Source organism: Robertmurraya mangrovi, assembly GCF_034427655.1.
GTDB classification, from domain to species: Bacteria; Bacillota; Bacilli; order Bacillales; family Cytobacillaceae; genus Robertmurraya_A; species Robertmurraya_A mangrovi.
Window position 1 is genome coordinate 16,872 of the sequence record NZ_JAXOFX010000028.1, and the last position, 19,215, is coordinate 36,086.

Consider the following 19,215-nt stretch of genomic DNA (forward strand, 5'->3'; position numbering starts at 1 on the left):
TATATCATCGTTTTCGCATAACATATCATCGAATTTAAGCAGATATCGTTTTTTCGACAAATCCTTACCCCATAAACAAAAAATACCCCTTCAGTAGATCAACTACCAAAGGGGTATTTTTATTGTAAAAATTACTTAAGCATTACATTTTTAAAGTATGGAGTACCACTGAAGTCAGCGAAGAATCCAGAAGCAATTCCATTTGTTGCATGAACGAAGTCTTGGTGTTGTAAGAACACTTGTGGAGCTTCGTCGATAAGGATTTGAGAAATTTCTTTGTACATTCCTAAACGCTCGTTTTGGTCAGTTGATTGACGAGCTTTGTCTAATAACTCATCTACTTTAGCGTTAGTGTAGAATGAACGGTTACCAGCTGAACCATGTGCTGAAGAGTGGTATGGAGCGTATAAACCATAGTCAGCATCACCAGTTACAGTAGTCCAACCTAATACTAGCATCTCATGCTCACCAGCAGCAGATTTTTCTAAGAATGCACCCCACTCAATGATTTCGATAGAAACATCAATTCCAAGTGGAGCTAATTGAGCTTGAATTAATTCAGCGATATCAGCACGTTCTTTACTTCCTTCGTTAGCCCAGATCGTTGTTTTGAATCCATCAGCATAACCAGCTTCAGCTAATAATTTCTTAGCTGCTTCAACATCATAAGGAAGTGGAGTTAAATCTTCACTATAACCATTTACAGTTGGAGCAAGAGGCCCTTTAGCAATAATACCTTGACCATCTAATACACCGTTTACAACATCATCTTTATTAACAGCCATTGAGATAGCTTGACGAACTTTTACGTTGTCAAATGGCTTTTTCTTTAAGTTGAAACCTAAATAGTCCATACGAGTTGATTTAACACGGTCAAGCGTTACACCAGCCATAGCTTCTACACGAGTAACGTCAGAAGGTCCTAATAGCATAGCGTGAGCTTCACCAGTTTCAATCATAGCAACACGAGTAGCTTGCTCTGGTACTACAACAAAGCTCATAGTATCAACAGAAGCTTTCTCTCCCCAATACTCTTCGTTTTTAGCAAATTTGATTTCAGCACCAGTGTTCCAAGTGTCTAACTTGAATGGACCAGTACCAATTGGGTTTTCAGAAACTTTTTTACCGCCATCTTTTTCTGCTTGAATAGCAGCAGGTGAAATAATAGAACCAGCATTATGTGATAAATGGTTTGGTAGTGGAGCAAATGGGAATTTAGTTTTAATCGTTAAAGCAAATTCGCTATCCACTGTAATTGACTCAATCATGTTTAGTACGAATGCACGTGGAGATGCGAATTCAGGATCTAACACACGCTCAAAGTTGATTTTAACAGCTTCAGCGTTGAAATCAGTTCCGTCATGGAATTTTACACCTTCACGTAATTTGAAAGTCCAAGTAAGTTCGTCTACTTGAGTAAATTCACTTGCAAGTGCAGGAGCAGGTTTTCCATCTTTATCGAATTCTAATAATCTTTCAAAAATTTGTGACGTAGCATTTGTAGTTGCTGTGTCATTTGTTCCGTGTGGATCAAGTGTAGGAGCATCTGCACCAGTTACAAATACAAGATGTCCACCTTTTTTACCTTCTTCTTTAGACTCTCCAGAATCTGAAGGCTTATCTTCGTTCTTAGGAGCACTACTTTGACCGCTACAAGCAGCTAATGCAAGAACAATCGAAAGTACAAGCATTAGAAAAATATTCTTTCTTGCTTTCATTTGTATTTTCCCCCTTTTATTTGGTAGTTTTTACATGTGTATGTACCATGCAATTTTTATAATAGTCGAAAAATTAGAAACTTACAAGTGTCTTTTTTAAAAAAAGTGTTATTTTTGTTAACTTTGTAATTTTTCAGTAATATTATTGTTACATTAGTAATCCAACCATGATTTGCCAATACATATTAGTAGAAGATACTAAGCTTCATTTACTTAAATCGACAAAAAAAACCTAAAATATTTTAATATTATAAAATAACATATAACTCCATTTTTATTTGAATAACTGCATTTTTTCTCAATCCGACTCCATTTTTCTACTATATTAATATAATTCCAGAGTAAATCTATAAAAGTATAACTATTGAAACTATTGTAATAATTCTATTTAATAGCTATTATAGAAACTAACTGTGTAAAAATTGTTACAATTATTAAAATTATTACAGAATTAGAAAGGATGAAAAATATGTCACAACCACAACTACAGCAGCAAGACACTCTAGTTGTTCCTGCTAAGGAGAGAAGCACAAGAGCAGCTCGTTGGTTAAATTTTTATAAAAAACTTGCAAAAAATAAAGCTGCTATTGCAGGGGCAATCATTGTATTAATCTTTGTTGTCTTAGCAATACTTGCTCCAGTTATTGCACCACATGATCCTACACATATGGAAATTACAAAAAAGCTACAAACACCTTCCGCTGAACACTGGCTAGGAACAGATGATAAAGGTAGAGATATGTTAAGCAGACTTCTTTACGGTGCTAGAATCTCTCTAACAGTTGGTATTCTGTCTACAGTCCTCGGGGCATTCGTTGGTATCATTATGGGGATTGTTTCTGGTTATTATGGTAGATGGATTGATACGTTAATTATGAGAATATGTGATGTATTACTAGCATTCCCAGGAATTTTATTAGCTCTAGCAATCGTTAGTATTCTTGGAGCTAGTACAATCAATGTAATTTTTGCCGTTGCATTCTTTGCTATTCCGACATTTGCACGTATTGTACGTGGATCCACTCTTAGTGTTAAAAAATTAGAATATATTGATGCCATTCGCGCTATGGGATCTAGTGACATGAGAATAATCTTTAAACATATTCTCCCTAATATCGTGTCACCTATTATTGTCCAAGCAACATTATATATTGCTTCAGCCATTATTACTGCTGCAGCACTATCATTCTTAGGAATGGGTACTCAACCACCTACTCCTGAATGGGGAACTATGTTAGCTCAAGGTCGCTCTTACGTATCACAAGCACCTCATCTTACACTATTCCCTGGATTTGTCATTTTAATTGTCGTTATTGGATTCAACTTATTCGGTGATGGATTACGTGATGCACTTGATCCTAAAGCAAAAAAATAATATAAGGATGGTGAACTAAATGTTTCTATATATATTGCGTAGATTATTTCAAACGATTCCCGTAATGCTAGGAGTTACACTAGCGGTATTTTTAATGATGCATTTGATTCCAGGTGATCCTGCACAGATTATGGCTGGTGAAAATGCAGATGAAGCTCAAGTACAACAAATGCGTGAAAACCTAGGATTAAATGATCCTTTACATGAACAATATATTCGTTACGTTGTAAACGCTGTCCAAGGTGATTTAGGTACTTCCATTAGAACAAAACGTGATGTTGCTACCGAAATCTTTACTGATCGTTTCTGGATTACTGTTCAGTTAGCTACATTAGGTACAGCCTTATCTGTACTAATTGGTCTAATTGCTGGAATTATCTCAGCTACAAGAAAATATACTTTCGCTGATGTATCGATCATGATTGTGGCTCTATTTGGTCTATCTATGCCAAACTTCTGGCTTGGGATCATGTTAATTTACTTCTTCTCTGTAAATTTAGGATGGGTACCAGTTGCTGGTTGGGGTACATGGCAGCACGTGATCCTACCTGTAGTTACTTTAGGAACAGGTGGAGCTGCTATCATTGCACGTATGACTCGTTCAAGTATGCTTGAAGTTATTAACCAAGACTATATTCGTACAGCTTACGCAAAAGGTGTAAGCGATAAATTAGTAATCTATAAACATGCTTTACGTAATGCTTTAATTCCTGTTGTTACCGTTGTTGGTTTACAGTTTGGTGGTTTATTAGGTGGAGCAATCGTTACTGAAACTGTTTTCGCTATTAATGGTTTAGGCCGTTTAATTATTGACTCTATTAAATCTCATGACTTCCCTATGGTACAAGGAACGATTCTAGTGTGTGCGGTACTATTCGTACTAGTAAACTTCCTTGTAGATATTACGTACCGTTTAATTAATAAACGTATTGACTTGAACTAAGGACGGTGAAAAAAAATGAGTTTAACTAAAACTGAGAATATACTTGAAGTTAAAAACCTACGTACTTCTTTCTTTACTGATGAAGGTGAAGTAAAAGCAGTTGATGGTGTTGATTTTTCCATTGAAAAAGGAAAAACAATCGGGATTGTAGGTGAATCTGGTTCTGGAAAAAGTATTACATCCCTTTCAATCCTTCGTCTTTTACAAGAGCCTGTTGGTAAAGTAGTTGGTGGAGAAATCATTTTCAAAGGTGAAAACCTGTTAAATAAAAGCAAAAAAGAAATGATGAACATTCGCGGAAATAACATTTCAATGATTTTCCAAGAACCAATGACTTCCCTGAATCCTACACTTACTTGTGGTGAGCAAATTGCTGAGTCCGTTCGCATTCACCAAAAGTTAAATAAAAGAGATGCATGGGTTAAAGCTGTAGAAATGTTAAAACTAGTTGGTATCCCTTCTCCTGAAAAACGCGCAAAGCAATATCCGTTTGAGTTATCAGGTGGTATGCGTCAGCGTGTAATGATTGCCATTGCATTAGCATGTAATCCTGAACTATTGATCGCGGATGAGCCAACAACAGCTCTAGACGTTACGATTCAGGCTCAAATTTTAGAGTTAATTAAAAAGCTACAAGAAGAACTAGGTACTTCATTAATGATGATTACCCATGACCTTGGTGTTGTTGCTGAGATGTGTGATAAAGTAGCGGTTATGTATTGTGGTAAAGTAGTAGAATATGCAGATGTTAAAACTATTTTTACCAATCCTAAACATCCTTATACTATTGGTCTATTAAACTCTGTTCCTAGACATGATCAAGATTATGAAGGTGATTTATCGGTAATTAAAGGTTCTGTCCCAAGTCCATTTAACTTACCTAAAGGTTGTAGATTTGCTCCACGCTGTCCACATGCAAGAGCAATCTGTCATGAAGAATTACCTACACTCGAAACTGCTGAAGATGGCGATCAAGTTCGTTGCTGGATTCACACAGATAAATGGGATAAACAAGAGGAGGTTGCGGTAGGCAATGAGTAAAAAAACATTATTAGAAGTTAAGAACCTTAAGCAATACTTCCCCATCAAAGGTGGTCTACTAGGTCGTACAGTTAATCACGTTAAAGCCGTTGATGATGTTAGTTTTAACGTTTACGAAGGTGAAACAGTAAGTATCGTAGGAGAATCTGGTTGTGGTAAATCCACTACAGGTAGAGCTATCTTGCGTCTTGATGAGCCTACTTCTGGTGAAATTAATTTTGATGGTGAAAACTTATTAGCCTTAAATAAATCAAAAATGCGTAAGAAACGTAAAGATTTACAAATTATTTTCCAAGATCCATATGCTTCATTAAATCCACGTCAAACGGTTAGTCAGATTTTAGAAGAAGCACTTGAAATTCAAAAAGTCGTTCCAGCTAGAGATAGACGTAAAAAGATTGTTGAACTACTTGAAACAGTAGGAATTGGTGCGCATCAAATTGACCGTCACCCTCATGAATTTAGTGGTGGGCAACGTCAACGTGTTGGTATTGCTCGTGCACTATCAGTAAATCCAAAGCTTGTTATTTGTGATGAAGCTGTTTCTGCACTGGACGTTTCAATTCAAGCACAGGTATTAAATTTGTTAAAGGATCTTCAACGTAAGTTCCAGTTAACTTATTTATTTATCTCGCATGACCTTGGAGTAGTAAGACATATCTCTGACCGAATTATTGTTATGTACCTAGGGAAAATAGTTGAAATTGGAGACAAGCAATCATTGTTTGAAAATCCACAACATCCATACACTAGAGCTCTGCTATCAGCTATACCAAGTACAAATATTGAGGAAAAGAAAGAACGCATTATCTTAAAAGGTGACGTTCCTTCACCAATCGATCCACCTAAAGGTTGTCGCTTCCATACACGTTGTCCATTCGCAATGGAGCGTTGCTCAAGCGAGGAGCCTAAATTACACACATTACCTGGTAAAGAGCACTCAGCAGCTTGCCACTTACTAGAAAATGGTGCTGTTGATTACGCAACATTAACTTCAAATTATTAGACGCAGAAAAGGAGCTTTCTCAGTGAAAGCTCCTTTCTTTGTTTTAATGCTCCAATTGTTGAATTTGAAAAAGTTTGTAGTAATTACCTTGTTTACTCATTAAGTCCTCATGTGACCCTATTTCAACGATTTCCCCATTTTCAATTAGAACAATACGGTCGGCATGTGTAATGGTGGATAATCGGTGAGCTACTATAAAGGTTGTACGTTCCTTTGCTAGCTTTTCTAATGCTTCTTGAATTAAGTGTTCACTTTCTAGATCTAGTGCAGAAGTAGCTTCATCGAGTACTAATATTGGAGGATTTTTAATAAATACCCTTGCAATAGCAACCCTTTGTTTCTGTCCACCAGAAAGTTTGACTCCTCTTTCCCCTACCTTTGTATCATAGCCATCAGGTAGATTCATAATGAATTCATGAGCATTTGCTGCTTTTGCTGCTTCAAACACTTCTTCATCTGAAGCTTCCGGTTTTCCTAGTAAGATATTGGCTTTCACAGACTCACTAAAAAGAATATTGTCTTGTAAAACCATCCCTATCTTGTCTCGTAATGAACGGACTTTAAAAGTACGAATATCTTGATTGTCTAATAAAATTTGTCCTTGTGTAACGTCATAAAATCTAGGAATCAAACTTACTAGAGAGGATTTCCCTCCCCCACTCATTCCCACTAGAGCAATGGTCTCTCCCGCTTTTACATCGAGAGACACATGTTTTAAGACTAATTCTTCATCTTGATTATAAGAGAAACTGACATCCTTAAATTCTATATGCCCTTTTACATTTTTACACTCAATCGCATTAGGTTGGTCGTCTATATCGTATTTTTCATCAATTAATTCAAATACCCGGTCCATCGAAGCAATGGATTGAGTAAGTGTGGTTGAAGAGTTAACCAAACGTCTTAACGGATTATAAAGTCGGTCGATATAGGCGATGAAAGCAGCCATTTCCCCGATTGATAAATTCTCTTGTATTACTTGGTATCCTGAATAACCAATTACTAATAATGGAGCAATATCGGTTATCGTATTTACAACCGCAAATGCTTTTGCGTTCCATTTAGTATGATCTAAGGCTTTTATTAAAAAGTTCTTGTTTTGTTTATCGAATCTTTCTTGTTCATAATCTTCTATTGCAAAGCTTTTAACTACTGGCATCCCTTGAACCCGCTCATGTAGGAAACTTTGAACCTCTGCTAATGCTTGAGAACGGACTCTTGTTAAGGTCCTTAAGTTTCCAAAAAAGTACTTAACTGAAAAAGCGTAGAACGGAAATAGCACAAGTGACACAATGGTTAATGTTACATCCATCGTCATCATAATTAAAACAGCGATTATAATAGTAGCTATATCAAGCCAAAGATTCATTAAACCTGTAATAACAAAGGTCTTCGTTTGCTCTACATCATTAATGACCCTTGAAATCACTTCACCCGTTTTAGTGTTCGAGTAATACTTAAAGCTCAGCTTTTGGATATGGGTATATAATCGGTCTCGAATATCGTATAAAATTTTACTAGCTGTCCATTGAGCAAAGTACTGCCTATAATACTCAATAGGCGGACGCGCAATGATAAACACAACAACCATAATGAGCATTATAAAAAACAGCTGTTCTGTTTTTTCGTCAACCGATAAAGCAGTGTTACCGACAATATCGTCTAATATATATTTTATTAACAATGGAATTAATAAAGGAATAACAAATTTTATAATACCAATAAAAATAGTCCCTATAATTTGAAATTTATATGGTTTTACAAACTCAAAATACCTACGTATACTATCCAAGCTTCTCCCTCCTTTATTTCCCGTCTATTTAATAGGTTATCCTACTATTTTTATCTAGATGAGTCCATTAAATTTGCGAATATCCGCGATAGATTTGATTTATCCGCGCTTATTTTCTTTTATCCGCGATAATGATGATATATCCGCGCTTATTTTCTTTTATCCGCGATAATCTTGATATATCCGCGTTTATTTCCTTTTATCCGCGATAATCCTGATATATCCGCGTTTATTTCCTTTTATCCGCGATAATCAGATATATCCGCGTTTATTTGCTTTTATCCGCGGAATCCTGATATATCCGCGTTTATTTCCTTTTATCCGCGATAATCCTGATATATCCGCGTTTATTTTCTTTTATCCGCGGAATCCTGATATATCCGCGTTTATTTTCTTTTATCCGCGAAAGCTAAAACTTTCGATTATTCGGTTTTCTATTCCCCATTTAAAATTCCCAAATTAAACAGATAAAAACCTGTTGAGACAATGTCAACAGGCGTTTCTTTCAGGCATCTTGTCCATTCTTAGCGTCTGTAGGTTAGGTAACGTTCGTACCATATATCAATAAAATCAGGTGCAAAAGGGCCTTTTCTTTGGCGTATCCATCGAATTAATTTTTCAACATTTGATTTTAATATTTGATCGATTACGACAGGGTAGCCCATCTCTTTACTGTGTCGTTCATACTCATCTTCATCTAAAAGATTGAAGGTCATATCTGGAAATACTTTAATATCTAAGTCATAATCTATGTACTTTAAAGCTTCTCCATCAAAAATAAACGGAGAGCTGATATTACAGTAGTAATAAACACCATCTTCTCGAATCATGCCAATGATATTAAACCAATATTGAGAATGAAAATAGCAGATAGCGGGCTCCCTTGTTATCCAGGTTCTCCCATCTGATTCCGTTACTATCGTTCGATCGTTTCCACCAATTACTAGACTTTGCGTCCCTTTTAGTACAGTCGTTTCGTCCCAGACGCGATGGATGTGCCCATTGTGTTTATAACTATGTATTTGTATTTGTTCACCTTCCATGGGTACGCCCATTGTTATTCTCCCTACTTTCAATTTTTCCGAACTATATAATTTCTACTAGTCTTCTCCCCATAGGCTACATAACATTCATTATTCACGTAGATGCTTGTCCATACAAATTTTACTAGTACAAATTAAGAACTTTTCCTATTTTATACTATTATAACGTTTATACAAAGAATTTAAAACAAAGAGCCATTGATTTTCTCAATGACTCGGTAGATATTTTATAAAACTTGTATATAATTGGTCAATCTTCTACTTTTAATGATACCTTTTAGCAAGTAACCCCTACTTCTTGATAGGACCTGATCACTTCCTCTGTTTGCAGTTCAAAAATACGGTGAATTTCTTGAAGTTGCTGCTTCATGCTTGCAATTTCTTTTTGTATACTATCGAGATTGGTTTCCTTTTGTAGGCGTTTTAATTCTCTTTCAATTTCTTGACAACGCTCAAGCTCAGCCTGTAAATATAGTAATTTATCCATTGTTTCTAATTGACTACTAACTAAACGGTTAAAATTCTCCATCAGGTCACCGTCCTACTGATTTTTTGTATAGGCCCTTTTCAGCCATTCATAAAAGGTAATTTAAACAGAAAAAAGCCTTTCTCTACATATATAATTCTCCTGAAACGCCGGACTTCCCTTTGACTACTTCTGTAGGTTCTAAGGAACTTTTGTCGAATAAGAGAGCTAATTAAATAAATTCTTCAAGTTTATGTATAGAGTCGCACACAGAAAGAAGACACTCTTTCGATTGTAAGAGTGTCTTCTAAATAAAATTCTAATTAGAATTGACGGCTAGAGTTTTGCCCTTTACGAGCTTCAGCTTGTTGGTTTTGTTGTCTAACCTCTTGAGCGTTAGTCTCGCTAGCAAATTCTGTACCGAATTGACCTTGCTGACCTTGTCCACCAGCAGATTGAGCGTTTTGTTGTCTAACCTCTTGGATGTTAGTACCAGATTGAGTTTGACCTTGTCTGTTTGCCATTGTGTAATCACCTCCACGCTCATTAATTTAACCAAGCATGAGAGGGACTATCCATATTTTTTATGGAAAAAACAACCAAAATCAGTTTGGATTTCAAAGAGGGTACTTCCCACAAGACTTCTTTAGACTAAAAGAGAAATCCCACCATCAACAATAATGGTCTGCCCCCTAATCATACTAGCATCCTCACTTAGTAAAAACATAACGGTATTCACCATATCTTCAATTTCAACCATTTTCCCAGCAGGCGTTTTAGTTCTTGCCTCCGCTAATAGTTCTTCTCGGTTTGGAAAATGTTTTAGTGCTTCTGTATCAACTGCTCCACCGGATACTGCATTAACAACAATATTTTTAGGAGCTAGCTCAACCGCTAAGTATCGAGTTAAAGCTTCAATGGCAGCTTTAGATACTCCAACTGTTGTGTAATTTTCTAAATATCGGATGGCACCTAGAGAACTGATACTTACGATTTTTCCTCCACCATTTTTCTCCATTAGCTTTGCAGCTTCTTGGGCACAAAATAATAATGCTTTGCTGTTAATGTTCATTGTCCAATCCCAATGCGATTCTTCCAGTTCCATGATTGGTCTTAATACACCAGAAGCAGCATTACTTACAAATATATCTAATCTTCCAAAATGTTCGTTTATCTCTTCAAACATGATTTTTATTTTTTCTACATCTCCAACATTCGCCTTTACAACAAGAGCCTTCCTACCTAAAGCTTCTATTTCAGCAGCTGTATCTAGTGCTGCTTTCTTACTTCTAGCATAATTAATAACGATATCATATCCTTGCTCTGCCAAACGAAGAGCAGTAGCTCGTCCAATTCCCCGACTACTTCCTGTTACTAGTGCTACTTTTTGTGACATGTACTTTACCCCTATCTCTAATTTATTCCTGTTATGTATAGTTAAAAAAAGACATCTATATTCATTTTAGCTTTTTTCATGAATATAAAGCAACGGAGATATGAACACTAGCTTTATTAGAACCCTATTGTACTTTGATTTTAAACTTTCTTGAAAGGAAGAATGATTATGTATGTAGGTAGAGATATGACAGAATTATCCATGATTCCAAAAACCGAATGGAAGAAAAGCGAACTTGCCTTTTTCCATCATACCCTTCAACAGATGGTACCTTATTTAAATGTTGAAGGTCAGACGATTCATCGTGAAATTATTGAGGAAATTGAAAGTCGTGGCGGATTAAAAAGACAAGAAGCTGATTGGACTCATGGGACAAGGGTCAGCTATGACTGATTTTCAGGAAAAATATTTAAGTCGCACCTATAAATAAGTGCGACTAGTTTTTCATTCTTCGCTAAATACAAACTGTTTTAACATCTTTTGATGGGAGACTGGAAAAGCATACTCAGCTATTTCCCCTTTAGTTACTATTCTTATTTCATTCATTTCTTGAGGCACTCTTTTTAACTTCGCTTCATATACATTAATGTTCCAGATTAGGTGTGAGAAAACATGCTCTATTTTTCCAACCATATCCCCTGTTTCCACTTCTAAATCATACGTTTCACTTAAGAAACTTTTCAGTTGTTCTCTTTCATCTATAAACGGGAGATTAATTTCCATGTTTGGAAACTCCCACATATTAGCTAGTAGTCCACTTTCAGGTCTTTTGTGAATAACCGTTCGACCTTTTTCATCTTTAATCACTACTGCTGCTAGCTGTACAGCTTTCTGTTTTTTGTTCTTTGTTTTTATAGGCAATTCATGCTGTGTCCCTTCATGAAAGGCATGACAATGCTCTCTAACGGGACATAGTAAACAAGATGGTGAGGTTGGTGTACAAATTAAAGCACCTAATTCCATTAACGCTTGGTTGAAATAAGAAGGATTTTCATGAGAAATTAATTCTCTTACTGCCTCTTCAAAGATTTTCCTCGTAGACACTTTCGCAATATCCTCCCAAATGGACAAGATACGGGAGAAAACTCTCATAACGTTTCCATCAACTGCTGGTTCAGGCACACCATAAGCTATAGAAAGAACAGCTCCTGCCGTATATGGCCCAACCCCTTTTAAGGCTGATATTTCTTTAAGATTGTCCGGTACTTTACCTTCATATTTCTCGTGGACTTCTCTTACCGCTGCTTGAAGATTTCGAACACGGGAGTAGTATCCTAAACCTTCCCAAGCCTTCAAAACTTTATCTTCATCCGCTTCAGAAAGAGCCTCAATGGTTGGAAATTCCTCAACAAAACGATTAAAATATGGGATTACTGTATCTACCCTCGTTTGTTGAAGCATGATTTCTGAAACCCAAACTTTATAAGGGTCCTGGTCTTGCCTCCAAGGTAAAATTCTTTGTTCTACTTCAAACCAACCAATTAAATCCTTTTGAAAATTTTCTTTATTTATTTGAGGTAGATTTTTTAATGCTTGAGTCATTTTGTTCCTCCAAGGTGTTAAACATATGCTTATTAGGGAATATAATAAAAGAACTTCTTTAAAGCTCAGGATCTTACATTTTGGTCTTTAAAGCCCAGCACTCCATTTCACTGAGTCCGCCGGAAATCATTTGATCTAAAATTCCGAAGACATTGTGTTTGTTTGATTTACGGAGTTTCTTTAGGGCATAATAATGGGCTACAGTAGGCAAATTAATCTTTTCAATTACTTGATTAGGGTTATGGTTCGATTGATTCAATTGAAAGCCATTTGCTTCAAATGTAGGTAGCATCTTTGTAATCTCTTTCATTACTTCTTGGTATTGTTCTAAAAAGGGTGTTTTTATTTCATATCTTAAAATCATTTGAACATTTTGTTTCATTTGTAATACAACTCCTTAAAAATATACATTTAAGCCTACTTTTACAAGTATTTTGTTGTTAAAATTAATATAGAAAGAGAATTAATTTTTACCTACAAAGGAGGTACTTTCCTTTTGGATACAGGTACTCACGTAGTTATGGGGTTAGCGCTCGGAGGATTGGCTACACTTGATCCAGTTGTGGCTAGTAGCCCAGCTACAGTAACTAGTGTAATGATTGCAACTCTTGTTGGTTCTCAAGCCCCTGATATTGATACGGTTTTAAAATTACGAAATAATGCCGTTTATATTAGAAATCACCGCGGTATTACTCATTCGATTCCTGCTGTTTTGCTTTGGCCGCTAGGTATAGTTGCGGTTATCTATCCTTTCTTTCCTGACGCAAATTTACTCCATCTATGGATTTGGACATTTGTTGCTGTTTTCCTTCATGTTTTTGTCGACATATTCAATGCTTACGGTACACAAGCACTCCGACCTTTTTCGTCGAAATGGGTCGCATTAGGTATAATTAACACATTTGATCCATATATTTTCGGGATTCATGTTGTTGGAATTGTCATTTGGGCTTTTGGAGGACACCCAGGTTATACCTTCTTAGCCATTTATATTATCTTAATTGGATATTACATTTACCGATATCTCACACAAAAAGCAGTCTTAAGAGCTGTAAAGAAATTAATTCCCGATGCTACTGAAATCATCATTGCTCCAACCATGAAGTTTCATCAATGGAGAATAGCTGTTATGAATCCTAATCAATTCTTTGTGGGAAGAGCTAATAATAATAAAGTAAGGATTCTAGATCAATTCAAAAGGGTTCCGGTCCCAGAAACTCCTGTTTTAAAGGCAGCAAAAAAAGACAAAAACTTATCGGCCTTTTTATCCTTTTCACCGGTTTATCGCTGGGAGATTGATGATTATGAGGATTTTTATGAAGTACGATTTATTGATTTAAGATACAGAAGTAACGGTCATTATCCTTTTGTGGCTGTTGTTCAGTTAGACCGTGACCTTAATATTCTGTCCTCGTATACTGGGTGGATTTTTAGTGAGGAAAAACTGAGAAAAAAATTAGATATTTTACCAAGTTAACTAGGGGGCAACCATATGCCCCCTAGTTTAATTTATTGGGATCTTGCTCTAATAAATGCTTATATTTCGGGTTATTCGTAACAAACTCGTGAAGCTTATCTCCGTAATGTTCCACCCATTGTCGGACGATCTTTTCGGTCATTTCACTACCTCTATATTGTCGACCTGCTTTTGCATAGGTTGTTTCAAAATCATCCCATAAAAGTTCTACCCAAGTTTGGGCTTGACTAAAGGATAAGAATCTATTTTTTTCTAGGAGAAGTTCAATTAGATTCTTTTGGTATTCATTCATACTGTTCACCTCATTACCAATTATTAATTTTATTATTAAATGGAACAAAGGAGCAAATAATATTATTACGTGATTGGATCACGTTTTTTCTCATCTATATTTAAGGAGGTTTTCACTGATGGTCCGTAACAAAGCACATGGTTTCCCATTACCAGGTGAGAATAGATTAGAAGGTGAACCCCGAGCAAAGTCTGAGTATGCTTCTAGAAGAGCAGACGGGACAATCAATACTCAACCACAGGAACGCATGAGAGCCTCAAATGAACGTGAAAACGACTCTGTGTAAAGTTTCTTACTTAAATTAGCACCAACCAGTGGCCTAGGGCATTTTTGCTTTAGGTTCACTGGAATGATGATATTTTACATATTACTTTTTTAACATAGAAATGGGTAAAGCTTCTTCTTGTTGTTTACCGCTTAATCTAAATCCCCAAGCGAAGACGCCATTTAAATAATCTATTTTGAAATAGGATCCTGGGTCCCCTTCTATTTCATAGATCTCGCCAGGTTTAAAGTCTTGTGGATTGAGTAAGTAAGCTTTTGCCATTATTGCTTTTCTTTCTAGTACAGCGTACTCATTTACCATTCCCATTTGTTCAGCTTTTCTTGCTTTTTCATTTAATTGCGATATTTCCTGCTGTAGCTCATATGCAGACATATCACTATATCTTTTTTCTTGCATAATTCCACCTCATAAGATTTACTTCAATATTGTACTAAGGTTGGCTTTTCTAAAAAAGTGTTGTTTTTGTAAGTTCGCCCGTTCCTTTCCGCTCCAGGCACTAGCTTTCCACGGGGAGGAAGTCGAGCCTCCTCGACGTGCCGTCTGTGGGGTCTCGACCTTTCCTCTATTTCCCGTAGGAGTCAAGTGCCTTCCGCTACAATCCACTCAGTGATTTAAACTTGGTCAAAAGCAACAATACTTAGAAAAAGAGCCTTTACTTTTTTATTTATTCATTATATAAAATTAAAACTTAGAAATAAAGAAAGGATAACCACGATGAAATCAATTATCATAACTGGTGCCGGTTCTGGGTTAGGTAGGGAACTTGCATTGCTTTATGGACAGAAGGGTTTTCAGATTATCCTTGTTGGGCGAACTCAGGAGAAGCTTGACTTAGTTAAAAGAGAGATTGAAGCAGTTAATGGTCAAGCTGTCACTCTCTCGTTAGATATTACTGATTTAAATGATATAAATGAGAAGTTGAGCAGTTTATTCACTTCAAACCATTTGTATGGAATCATTAATAATGCTGGTGTGGGTTATTTTGGTGCTTTTGAGGAGTTACCTCCAAAAGAAATTGAAGAAATGCTTCGGACAAACGTTTTAGGAACCATATTTATGACTCAAGCAGTGATTAAGACTCTAAGAAATCAAAATGATGGTTTTGTCATGAATATCATATCGACTGCAGGTTTAAAAGGTAAGGTAAATGAATCCGTTTATGTGGCGAGTAAATTTGCTGTTCGAGGATTTAGTGAAAGTCTCCAAAAAGAATTTGCTGATACAAATATTCGGATACAGGCCGTTTACATGGGTGGGATGGATACACCTTTTTGGGATGATTCGGAACATATTAAAGATAAGTCTCGTTTAAAATCTGCTAAACATGTGGCAGAACAGATTTTTACTAGAAGAGATGAAGATACCATTATTATTGAGAGCTAATGTTCATACATATAGAATTAGAGCCAACATCTAATTCTATATGTCTTCTTGGTCCCTTAAAAATCTTTCAATTAAATCAATTGAAAAGCCTTTCCGGTAGAGTGCTTGCTTCATTTTCTGCTCGTATTCATATCCTGTGAACTTACTATATTTTCTCTGAAGCTTTTCACCTTGGTAAATCAATGCCGCCATTTCTTCATCTTGTTCTTTTTCAATTTCTACTTCTTCCATTGCTATATTAATAATATGTGAATGATAGCCCTTTCGAAGTAGCATTTGCTCTAACTTCTGCTTAATAACCCTATCCGAATCACGATTATACTTTTGAACATATTTCTCACAAAGCTTTTTAGCTGTTTCAATTTGAGCTTCGACAGGGTACTCTCCTATTGCTTTTTCAATCAGCTGGTCTTGTACACCTTTTTCCCTGAGCTCTCTTTTGATTAAATCTATCCCTTTATCTGATGTATTCATCTGTGTTCTAACATAAGAATAAGCATAGTCCTCATCATTTAGAAACTTATATTCGTACAATTTATGAATAACCTCTTGAATAACTGGTTCAGGTAGCTCTTTTCCTCTTAGAAATGTTCGAATCTCTTTCTCCGTACGCATCATGCGAGATAAATACTGAATGGACTGATTATAAGCCTTTCTAATATCATCCTGGTAAGTTATTTCTGATAAAAAAAGCTCGTCTAGTTCTAAGCCCTTTTTAAGATTATTTTTTATTAATACATCTTCATCCACGCTAAAAGCATATTCCTCACCTTTACCGTAATCTAAGAAAATGTTGTAACGATCCTTTTTTAGCTTTTGAACGGTGATTTTCGTTATAATAGCCATCTTTCTCACCCCTATTCTTACTGTAACACATTTAAAGGCTGTTTTCTTAATGATTGTTGTTATTTGTAAAAATCCAAAAGCCGATTTTTACCCTTTATAGTTAAAGAGTGCTACAAATTTAGATGGTAAGGCTTTTTCTAAAACTGATATCCTTTTTGGCCCAATATATCATGTATACTTTATAGGTAAATTTATATATGTGAGAAGCAACAAAGTTTTAGAAAAGAGCCTATTTAAATAAGGTTTTTTAGTCATTAACGCGTAAAATATAGGTAAGAGAGTCTACATGTAGGAGGGATAAAAATGAGGGTAGCTATAGCTGGTGGTACAGGTTTTGTTGGAGAATCCTTAACAGGAGAGTTAGTTAAACAAGGTCATGAGGTTTTCATTTTGACTCGGAAAAAGAAGGAAAGTAACAGTAAAAACGTATCCTATATTAAGTGGCTAAATGATGGAGATCACCCAGCAAAAGACTTAAGAGAAATCGACGCTATTATTAACCTGGCTGGAGAATCCATCAATAGTGGACGTTGGACCGAGGAGAGAAAGAATAGGATTCTGAACAGTCGTATCCGAGCGACGGAAGAAATACTTAAAATCATTAAAAACTTAGCTATAACACCAAAGGTACTTATCAATGCTAGTGCTGTTGGATACTACGGAACATCTTTAAACAATACGTTTACTGAGACATCGCCTTCACAAGGAAATGACTTTCTTGCAACTACTGTAAAAGCATGGGAACAAAAGGCAGCAGAAGCAGCACAGCACAATGTTCGAACGGTTTTCTGTCGTTTTGGGATTATTTTGGATAAGAATGAAGGCGCCTTGCCAAGAATCGCTCTCCCTTATCAATTATTTGCCGGTGGTACTGTTGGTTCGGGTGAACAATGGGTATCCTGGATTCATTTAAAGGATGTCATTCAAGGAATCCTCTTTGCACTAGAAAACGAAAATTTGATAGGCCCTGTAAACTTTACTGCTCCTAAACCACTCACAATGAAAGAGTTTGGCAAGACATTAGGGACGGTGTTAAATCGCCCTCATTGGATTCCTGCTCCAAGTTTCGCCCTAAAATTACTTCTAGGTGAAATGAGTACATTAGTATTAGAAGGTCAAAAAGTTCTTCCGAATAAACTGTTAGAAGCAGGATATCACTTTCAATTCCCCGAACTAGAGACAGCATTAAGCAATATTTATGGAAAATAGAAGTATGCATCCTTTCTTAAAAGGTAAATATAGAGAATATGAACTGAATCTCTTTATGAAAGGATGTTTTAAAATGAGTGATAAGAAGAAAAAAGATAAGTCTAAAAGTACTTTATCAAGTATGCAAGAAGTAACTTATTCTCGTGAATTTAAGATGGCAGATCGTGCTGGTGGATTTGTACCGAAAAATTCTAGACATTAAAACTTTACCATTCATAACACCGTTTCATGAAGTAAAAGATAAGTACGGAAACACTTTTGTTTTCCGTACTTTTTCTTTTGAAAGGGGAATTTACTATGGGACGCGCACATGGACATAAAACTAGAGATCGTAACAAAGCATCACTTCCTCAAGTTCCTAAAAATATGAAATCGGATGGTATTGATGTTGAATTTGATAGAGATCTTGCTGACCACGAGGATTTAGAAGCAATGGCACGTTCAAAAGCCGCTGATGAGCGTGCAAAAAATCGTAAGTAAGTGACTTACTCCCTCTTTCTAGAGGGAGTCTCTTCTTATCATCATAATCAGTAATCAATATTGCTAATGTTCGATTGCTACCCAGAAGTTAAAAAAGTTATCTACAAACTTATCCACATATAAAAACCCTATTTCACATACATATACACAGACTTATTAACACTATCCACATTTTTAAGGCGAAAAACCCTTAATTTTTATTCACAACCATAAGTAGGCTAAATGACATACATAACAACCTCACTTACTCTTTATCCACATTATCCACATTCATGTGGATAAGTATGTGCACAAGTCTGTTGTTTGAATCTTGTTTCAACTATCTCTCTGATTATGAGTAAAAATAAAAAGCAGCTCTGTTTAAGAACTGCTCTCTTCACTAGCCGCAACTAGCTGTAATTCCGTGATGGATTGAACGGTAATCATATGTGGTTTTAAGCGATACTCACTCGTTTTCTGTCCATAAAAATCTTGTAAAGCTTTCTCCTGATTCTTAGCATTAATAAGACTTCTTCCCTCAAGAACGGAATCATCTTCAACCAACGCAAACCAAGCTATTCTATAGGTTTTCATTTCAACACCTCGCGACCAATTTCCTAGTTGTCTATTAACTCTATCATACTCTTTTTTTCCTACTTTATAAATCTATAAAATCAATTTTTTCTAAAATTTATCCACAAATTAGAATAATGTGAATTTTTAAATTATCCACAAGTAAAAGTTTGTTCTGAAAATTATTTGGCTGCATACTCATTGTCCGTTGATTTCCGGTCCAGGCACTTGCTTTCCGCGAGGAGGAAGTCGAGCCTCCTGATATGAACGAAACTGTCAAGGCCCCCACTCAACATTGGTATATAGGTTGTTTTTAGGCATCTTTAATAAGAGAAGCTATATTCGGCTTCTTTACTAAGTTAAGCTAT

General features: G+C 35.9%; 23 protein-coding genes. 11 read left to right on the forward strand and 12 right to left on the reverse strand.

Annotated features, from left to right (window positions below):
• Window positions 1-131 precede the first annotated feature (131 nt).
• Window positions 132-1,718, reverse strand: coding sequence for a glutathione ABC transporter substrate-binding protein (locus SM124_RS22945; protein WP_322448829.1), 1,587 nt, complete (start codon window positions 1,716-1,718; stop codon window positions 132-134).
• Window positions 1,719-2,187: 469 nt separating this feature from the next.
• Here SM124_RS22945 and nikC point away from each other — a divergent pair, with 469 nt between their 5' ends.
• Genes nikC through SM124_RS22965 form a run of 4 tightly spaced genes read left to right on the forward strand, consistent with a single transcriptional unit; the run spans window position 2,188 to window position 6,083 of the window.
• Window positions 2,188-3,093, forward strand: a complete 906-nt coding sequence (nikC, locus tag SM124_RS22950) for a nickel transporter permease (protein ID WP_322448830.1) — start codon at window positions 2,188-2,190, stop codon at window positions 3,091-3,093.
• 19 nt (window positions 3,094-3,112) lie between these two features.
• Window positions 3,113-4,036 carry an ABC transporter permease gene (locus SM124_RS22955; protein WP_322448831.1) on the forward strand — a complete coding sequence of 308 codons (924 nt, stop codon included), beginning with the start codon at window positions 3,113-3,115 and terminating at the stop codon, window positions 4,034-4,036.
• Between the two features lie 15 nt (window positions 4,037-4,051).
• On the forward strand, window positions 4,052-5,077 hold the full coding sequence (locus tag SM124_RS22960) for an ABC transporter ATP-binding protein (protein ID WP_322448832.1): 1,026 nt from the start codon (window positions 4,052-4,054) through the stop codon (window positions 5,075-5,077).
• A complete protein-coding gene (locus SM124_RS22965; RefSeq protein ID WP_322448833.1) occupies window positions 5,070-6,083 on the forward strand; it encodes an ABC transporter ATP-binding protein in 1,014 nt (337 codons plus the stop codon). Before SM124_RS22960 ends, SM124_RS22965 begins: the two co-directional genes overlap by 8 nt.
• Window positions 6,084-6,126: 43 nt before the next feature.
• Here the strand turns inward: SM124_RS22965 and SM124_RS22970 are convergent, their stop codons facing one another.
• The 5 genes from SM124_RS22970 to fabL all read right to left on the reverse strand — a co-directional run bounded on the left by SM124_RS22970 (window position 6,127) and on the right by fabL (window position 10,780).
• Window positions 6,127-7,875, reverse strand: coding sequence for an ABC transporter ATP-binding protein (locus SM124_RS22970; protein ID WP_322448834.1), 1,749 nt, complete (start codon window positions 7,873-7,875; stop codon window positions 6,127-6,129).
• Window positions 7,876-8,399: 524 nt separating this feature from the next.
• Complete coding sequence (gene ntdP / locus SM124_RS22975) at window positions 8,400-8,930, reverse strand: nucleoside tri-diphosphate phosphatase (RefSeq protein ID WP_322448835.1); 531 nt, start codon at window positions 8,928-8,930, stop codon at window positions 8,400-8,402.
• Between the two features lie 265 nt (window positions 8,931-9,195).
• Window positions 9,196-9,447, reverse strand: a complete 252-nt coding sequence (locus tag SM124_RS22980; protein WP_322448836.1) for a YgaB family protein — start codon at window positions 9,445-9,447, stop codon at window positions 9,196-9,198.
• 260 nt (window positions 9,448-9,707) lie between these two features.
• A complete protein-coding gene (locus tag SM124_RS22985) occupies window positions 9,708-9,908 on the reverse strand; it encodes a gamma-type small acid-soluble spore protein (RefSeq protein WP_322448837.1) in 201 nt (66 codons plus the stop codon).
• Between the two features lie 122 nt (window positions 9,909-10,030).
• Window positions 10,031-10,780 carry an enoyl-[acyl-carrier-protein] reductase FabL gene (gene fabL, locus SM124_RS22990; protein ID WP_322448838.1) on the reverse strand — a complete coding sequence of 250 codons (750 nt, stop codon included), beginning with the start codon at window positions 10,778-10,780 and terminating at the stop codon, window positions 10,031-10,033.
• Between the two features lie 168 nt (window positions 10,781-10,948).
• On the opposite strand from fabL, the gene yfhS reads away from it, so the two are divergent.
• The gene (yfhS, locus tag SM124_RS22995) at window positions 10,949-11,173 is read left to right on the forward strand and encodes a mother cell protein YfhS (RefSeq protein ID WP_322448839.1); all 225 of its coding nucleotides are present in this window, start codon (window positions 10,949-10,951) and stop codon (window positions 11,171-11,173) included.
• 51 nt (window positions 11,174-11,224) lie between these two features.
• On the opposite strand, the gene mutY is transcribed toward yfhS, so the two are convergent.
• A complete protein-coding gene (gene mutY / locus SM124_RS23000) occupies window positions 11,225-12,322 on the reverse strand; it encodes an A/G-specific adenine glycosylase (protein WP_322448840.1) in 1,098 nt (365 codons plus the stop codon).
• 73 nt (window positions 12,323-12,395) lie between these two features.
• Entirely contained in the window at window positions 12,396-12,704 is a 309-nt protein-coding gene (locus tag SM124_RS23005; protein ID WP_322448841.1) for a hypothetical protein, read from the reverse strand.
• A 114-nt stretch (window positions 12,705-12,818) separates the two neighbouring features.
• Between SM124_RS23005 and SM124_RS23010 the strand changes: the two genes are divergently transcribed.
• Window positions 12,819-13,799, forward strand: a complete 981-nt coding sequence (locus SM124_RS23010; RefSeq protein WP_322448842.1) for a metal-dependent hydrolase — start codon at window positions 12,819-12,821, stop codon at window positions 13,797-13,799.
• A 22-nt stretch (window positions 13,800-13,821) separates the two neighbouring features.
• Here SM124_RS23010 and SM124_RS23015 read toward each other — a convergent pair whose 3' ends face one another.
• The gene (locus SM124_RS23015; RefSeq protein ID WP_322448843.1) at window positions 13,822-14,091 is read right to left on the reverse strand and encodes a YfhJ family protein; all 270 of its coding nucleotides are present in this window, start codon (window positions 14,089-14,091) and stop codon (window positions 13,822-13,824) included.
• Between the two features lie 118 nt (window positions 14,092-14,209).
• Here SM124_RS23015 and SM124_RS23020 point away from each other — a divergent pair, with 118 nt between their 5' ends.
• Window positions 14,210-14,377 carry a small, acid-soluble spore protein K gene (locus SM124_RS23020; protein ID WP_322448844.1) on the forward strand — a complete coding sequence of 56 codons (168 nt, stop codon included), beginning with the start codon at window positions 14,210-14,212 and terminating at the stop codon, window positions 14,375-14,377.
• 81 nt (window positions 14,378-14,458) lie between these two features.
• On the opposite strand, the gene SM124_RS23025 is transcribed toward SM124_RS23020, so the two are convergent.
• Window positions 14,459-14,773: a YfhH family protein gene (locus SM124_RS23025; protein ID WP_322448845.1), complete on the reverse strand. Its 315-nt coding sequence runs from the start codon at window positions 14,771-14,773 to the stop codon at window positions 14,459-14,461.
• Between the two features lie 318 nt (window positions 14,774-15,091).
• Here SM124_RS23025 and SM124_RS23030 point away from each other — a divergent pair, with 318 nt between their 5' ends.
• A complete protein-coding gene (locus SM124_RS23030) occupies window positions 15,092-15,760 on the forward strand; it encodes an SDR family NAD(P)-dependent oxidoreductase (RefSeq protein WP_322448846.1) in 669 nt (222 codons plus the stop codon).
• Window positions 15,761-15,796: 36 nt separating this feature from the next.
• Here SM124_RS23030 and recX read toward each other — a convergent pair whose 3' ends face one another.
• Window positions 15,797-16,606, reverse strand: a complete 810-nt coding sequence (gene recX, locus SM124_RS23035; protein ID WP_322448847.1) for a recombination regulator RecX — start codon at window positions 16,604-16,606, stop codon at window positions 15,797-15,799.
• Between the two features lie 303 nt (window positions 16,607-16,909).
• On the opposite strand from recX, the gene SM124_RS23040 reads away from it, so the two are divergent.
• From SM124_RS23040 to SM124_RS23050, 3 genes are all read left to right on the forward strand, one after another.
• Window positions 16,910-17,815 carry a TIGR01777 family oxidoreductase gene (locus SM124_RS23040; RefSeq protein WP_322448848.1) on the forward strand — a complete coding sequence of 302 codons (906 nt, stop codon included), beginning with the start codon at window positions 16,910-16,912 and terminating at the stop codon, window positions 17,813-17,815.
• 73 nt (window positions 17,816-17,888) lie between these two features.
• The gene (locus tag SM124_RS23045) at window positions 17,889-18,017 is read left to right on the forward strand and encodes a YfhE family protein (RefSeq protein WP_322448849.1); all 129 of its coding nucleotides are present in this window, start codon (window positions 17,889-17,891) and stop codon (window positions 18,015-18,017) included.
• Window positions 18,018-18,112: 95 nt separating this feature from the next.
• A complete protein-coding gene (locus tag SM124_RS23050; protein ID WP_322448850.1) occupies window positions 18,113-18,295 on the forward strand; it encodes a YfhD family protein in 183 nt (60 codons plus the stop codon).
• Window positions 18,296-18,655: 360 nt separating this feature from the next.
• On the opposite strand, the gene SM124_RS23055 is transcribed toward SM124_RS23050, so the two are convergent.
• A complete protein-coding gene (locus SM124_RS23055; RefSeq protein WP_322448851.1) occupies window positions 18,656-18,868 on the reverse strand; it encodes a hypothetical protein in 213 nt (70 codons plus the stop codon).
• Window positions 18,869-19,215: the final 347 nt, after the last annotated feature.

Excerpts from the sequence above, each read along its gene's own strand:
- SM124_RS22945 (WP_322448829.1), bottom strand. The coding sequence starts at position 1,718 with ATGAAAGCAAGAAAGAATATTTTTCTAATGCTTGTACTTTCGATTGTT.
- nikC (WP_322448830.1), top strand. The coding sequence starts at position 2,188 with ATGTCACAACCACAACTACAGCAGCAAGACACTCTAGTTGTTCCTGCT.
- SM124_RS22955 (WP_322448831.1), top strand. The coding sequence starts at position 3,113 with ATGTTTCTATATATATTGCGTAGATTATTTCAAACGATTCCCGTAATG.
- SM124_RS22960 (WP_322448832.1), top strand. The coding sequence starts at position 4,052 with ATGAGTTTAACTAAAACTGAGAATATACTTGAAGTTAAAAACCTACGT.
- SM124_RS22965 (WP_322448833.1), top strand. The coding sequence starts at position 5,070 with ATGAGTAAAAAAACATTATTAGAAGTTAAGAACCTTAAGCAATACTTC.
- ntdP (WP_322448835.1), bottom strand. The coding sequence starts at position 8,930 with ATGGGCGTACCCATGGAAGGTGAACAAATACAAATACATAGTTATAAA.
- SM124_RS22980 (WP_322448836.1), bottom strand. The coding sequence starts at position 9,447 with ATGGAGAATTTTAACCGTTTAGTTAGTAGTCAATTAGAAACAATGGAT.
- SM124_RS22985 (WP_322448837.1), bottom strand. The coding sequence starts at position 9,908 with ATGGCAAACAGACAAGGTCAAACTCAATCTGGTACTAACATCCAAGAG.
- fabL (WP_322448838.1), bottom strand. The coding sequence starts at position 10,780 with ATGTCACAAAAAGTAGCACTAGTAACAGGAAGTAGTCGGGGAATTGGA.
- yfhS (WP_322448839.1), top strand. The coding sequence starts at position 10,949 with ATGTATGTAGGTAGAGATATGACAGAATTATCCATGATTCCAAAAACC.
- mutY (WP_322448840.1), bottom strand. The coding sequence starts at position 12,322 with ATGACTCAAGCATTAAAAAATCTACCTCAAATAAATAAAGAAAATTTT.
- SM124_RS23005 (WP_322448841.1), bottom strand. The coding sequence starts at position 12,704 with ATGAAACAAAATGTTCAAATGATTTTAAGATATGAAATAAAAACACCC.
- SM124_RS23015 (WP_322448843.1), bottom strand. The coding sequence starts at position 14,091 with ATGAATGAATACCAAAAGAATCTAATTGAACTTCTCCTAGAAAAAAAT.
- SM124_RS23020 (WP_322448844.1), top strand. The coding sequence starts at position 14,210 with ATGGTCCGTAACAAAGCACATGGTTTCCCATTACCAGGTGAGAATAGA.
- SM124_RS23025 (WP_322448845.1), bottom strand. The coding sequence starts at position 14,773 with ATGCAAGAAAAAAGATATAGTGATATGTCTGCATATGAGCTACAGCAG.
- SM124_RS23030 (WP_322448846.1), top strand. The coding sequence starts at position 15,092 with ATGAAATCAATTATCATAACTGGTGCCGGTTCTGGGTTAGGTAGGGAA.
- recX (WP_322448847.1), bottom strand. The coding sequence starts at position 16,606 with ATGGCTATTATAACGAAAATCACCGTTCAAAAGCTAAAAAAGGATCGT.
- SM124_RS23040 (WP_322448848.1), top strand. The coding sequence starts at position 16,910 with ATGAGGGTAGCTATAGCTGGTGGTACAGGTTTTGTTGGAGAATCCTTA.
- SM124_RS23045 (WP_322448849.1), top strand. The coding sequence starts at position 17,889 with ATGAGTGATAAGAAGAAAAAAGATAAGTCTAAAAGTACTTTATCAAGT.
- SM124_RS23050 (WP_322448850.1), top strand. The coding sequence starts at position 18,113 with ATGGGACGCGCACATGGACATAAAACTAGAGATCGTAACAAAGCATCA.
- SM124_RS23055 (WP_322448851.1), bottom strand. The coding sequence starts at position 18,868 with ATGAAAACCTATAGAATAGCTTGGTTTGCGTTGGTTGAAGATGATTCC.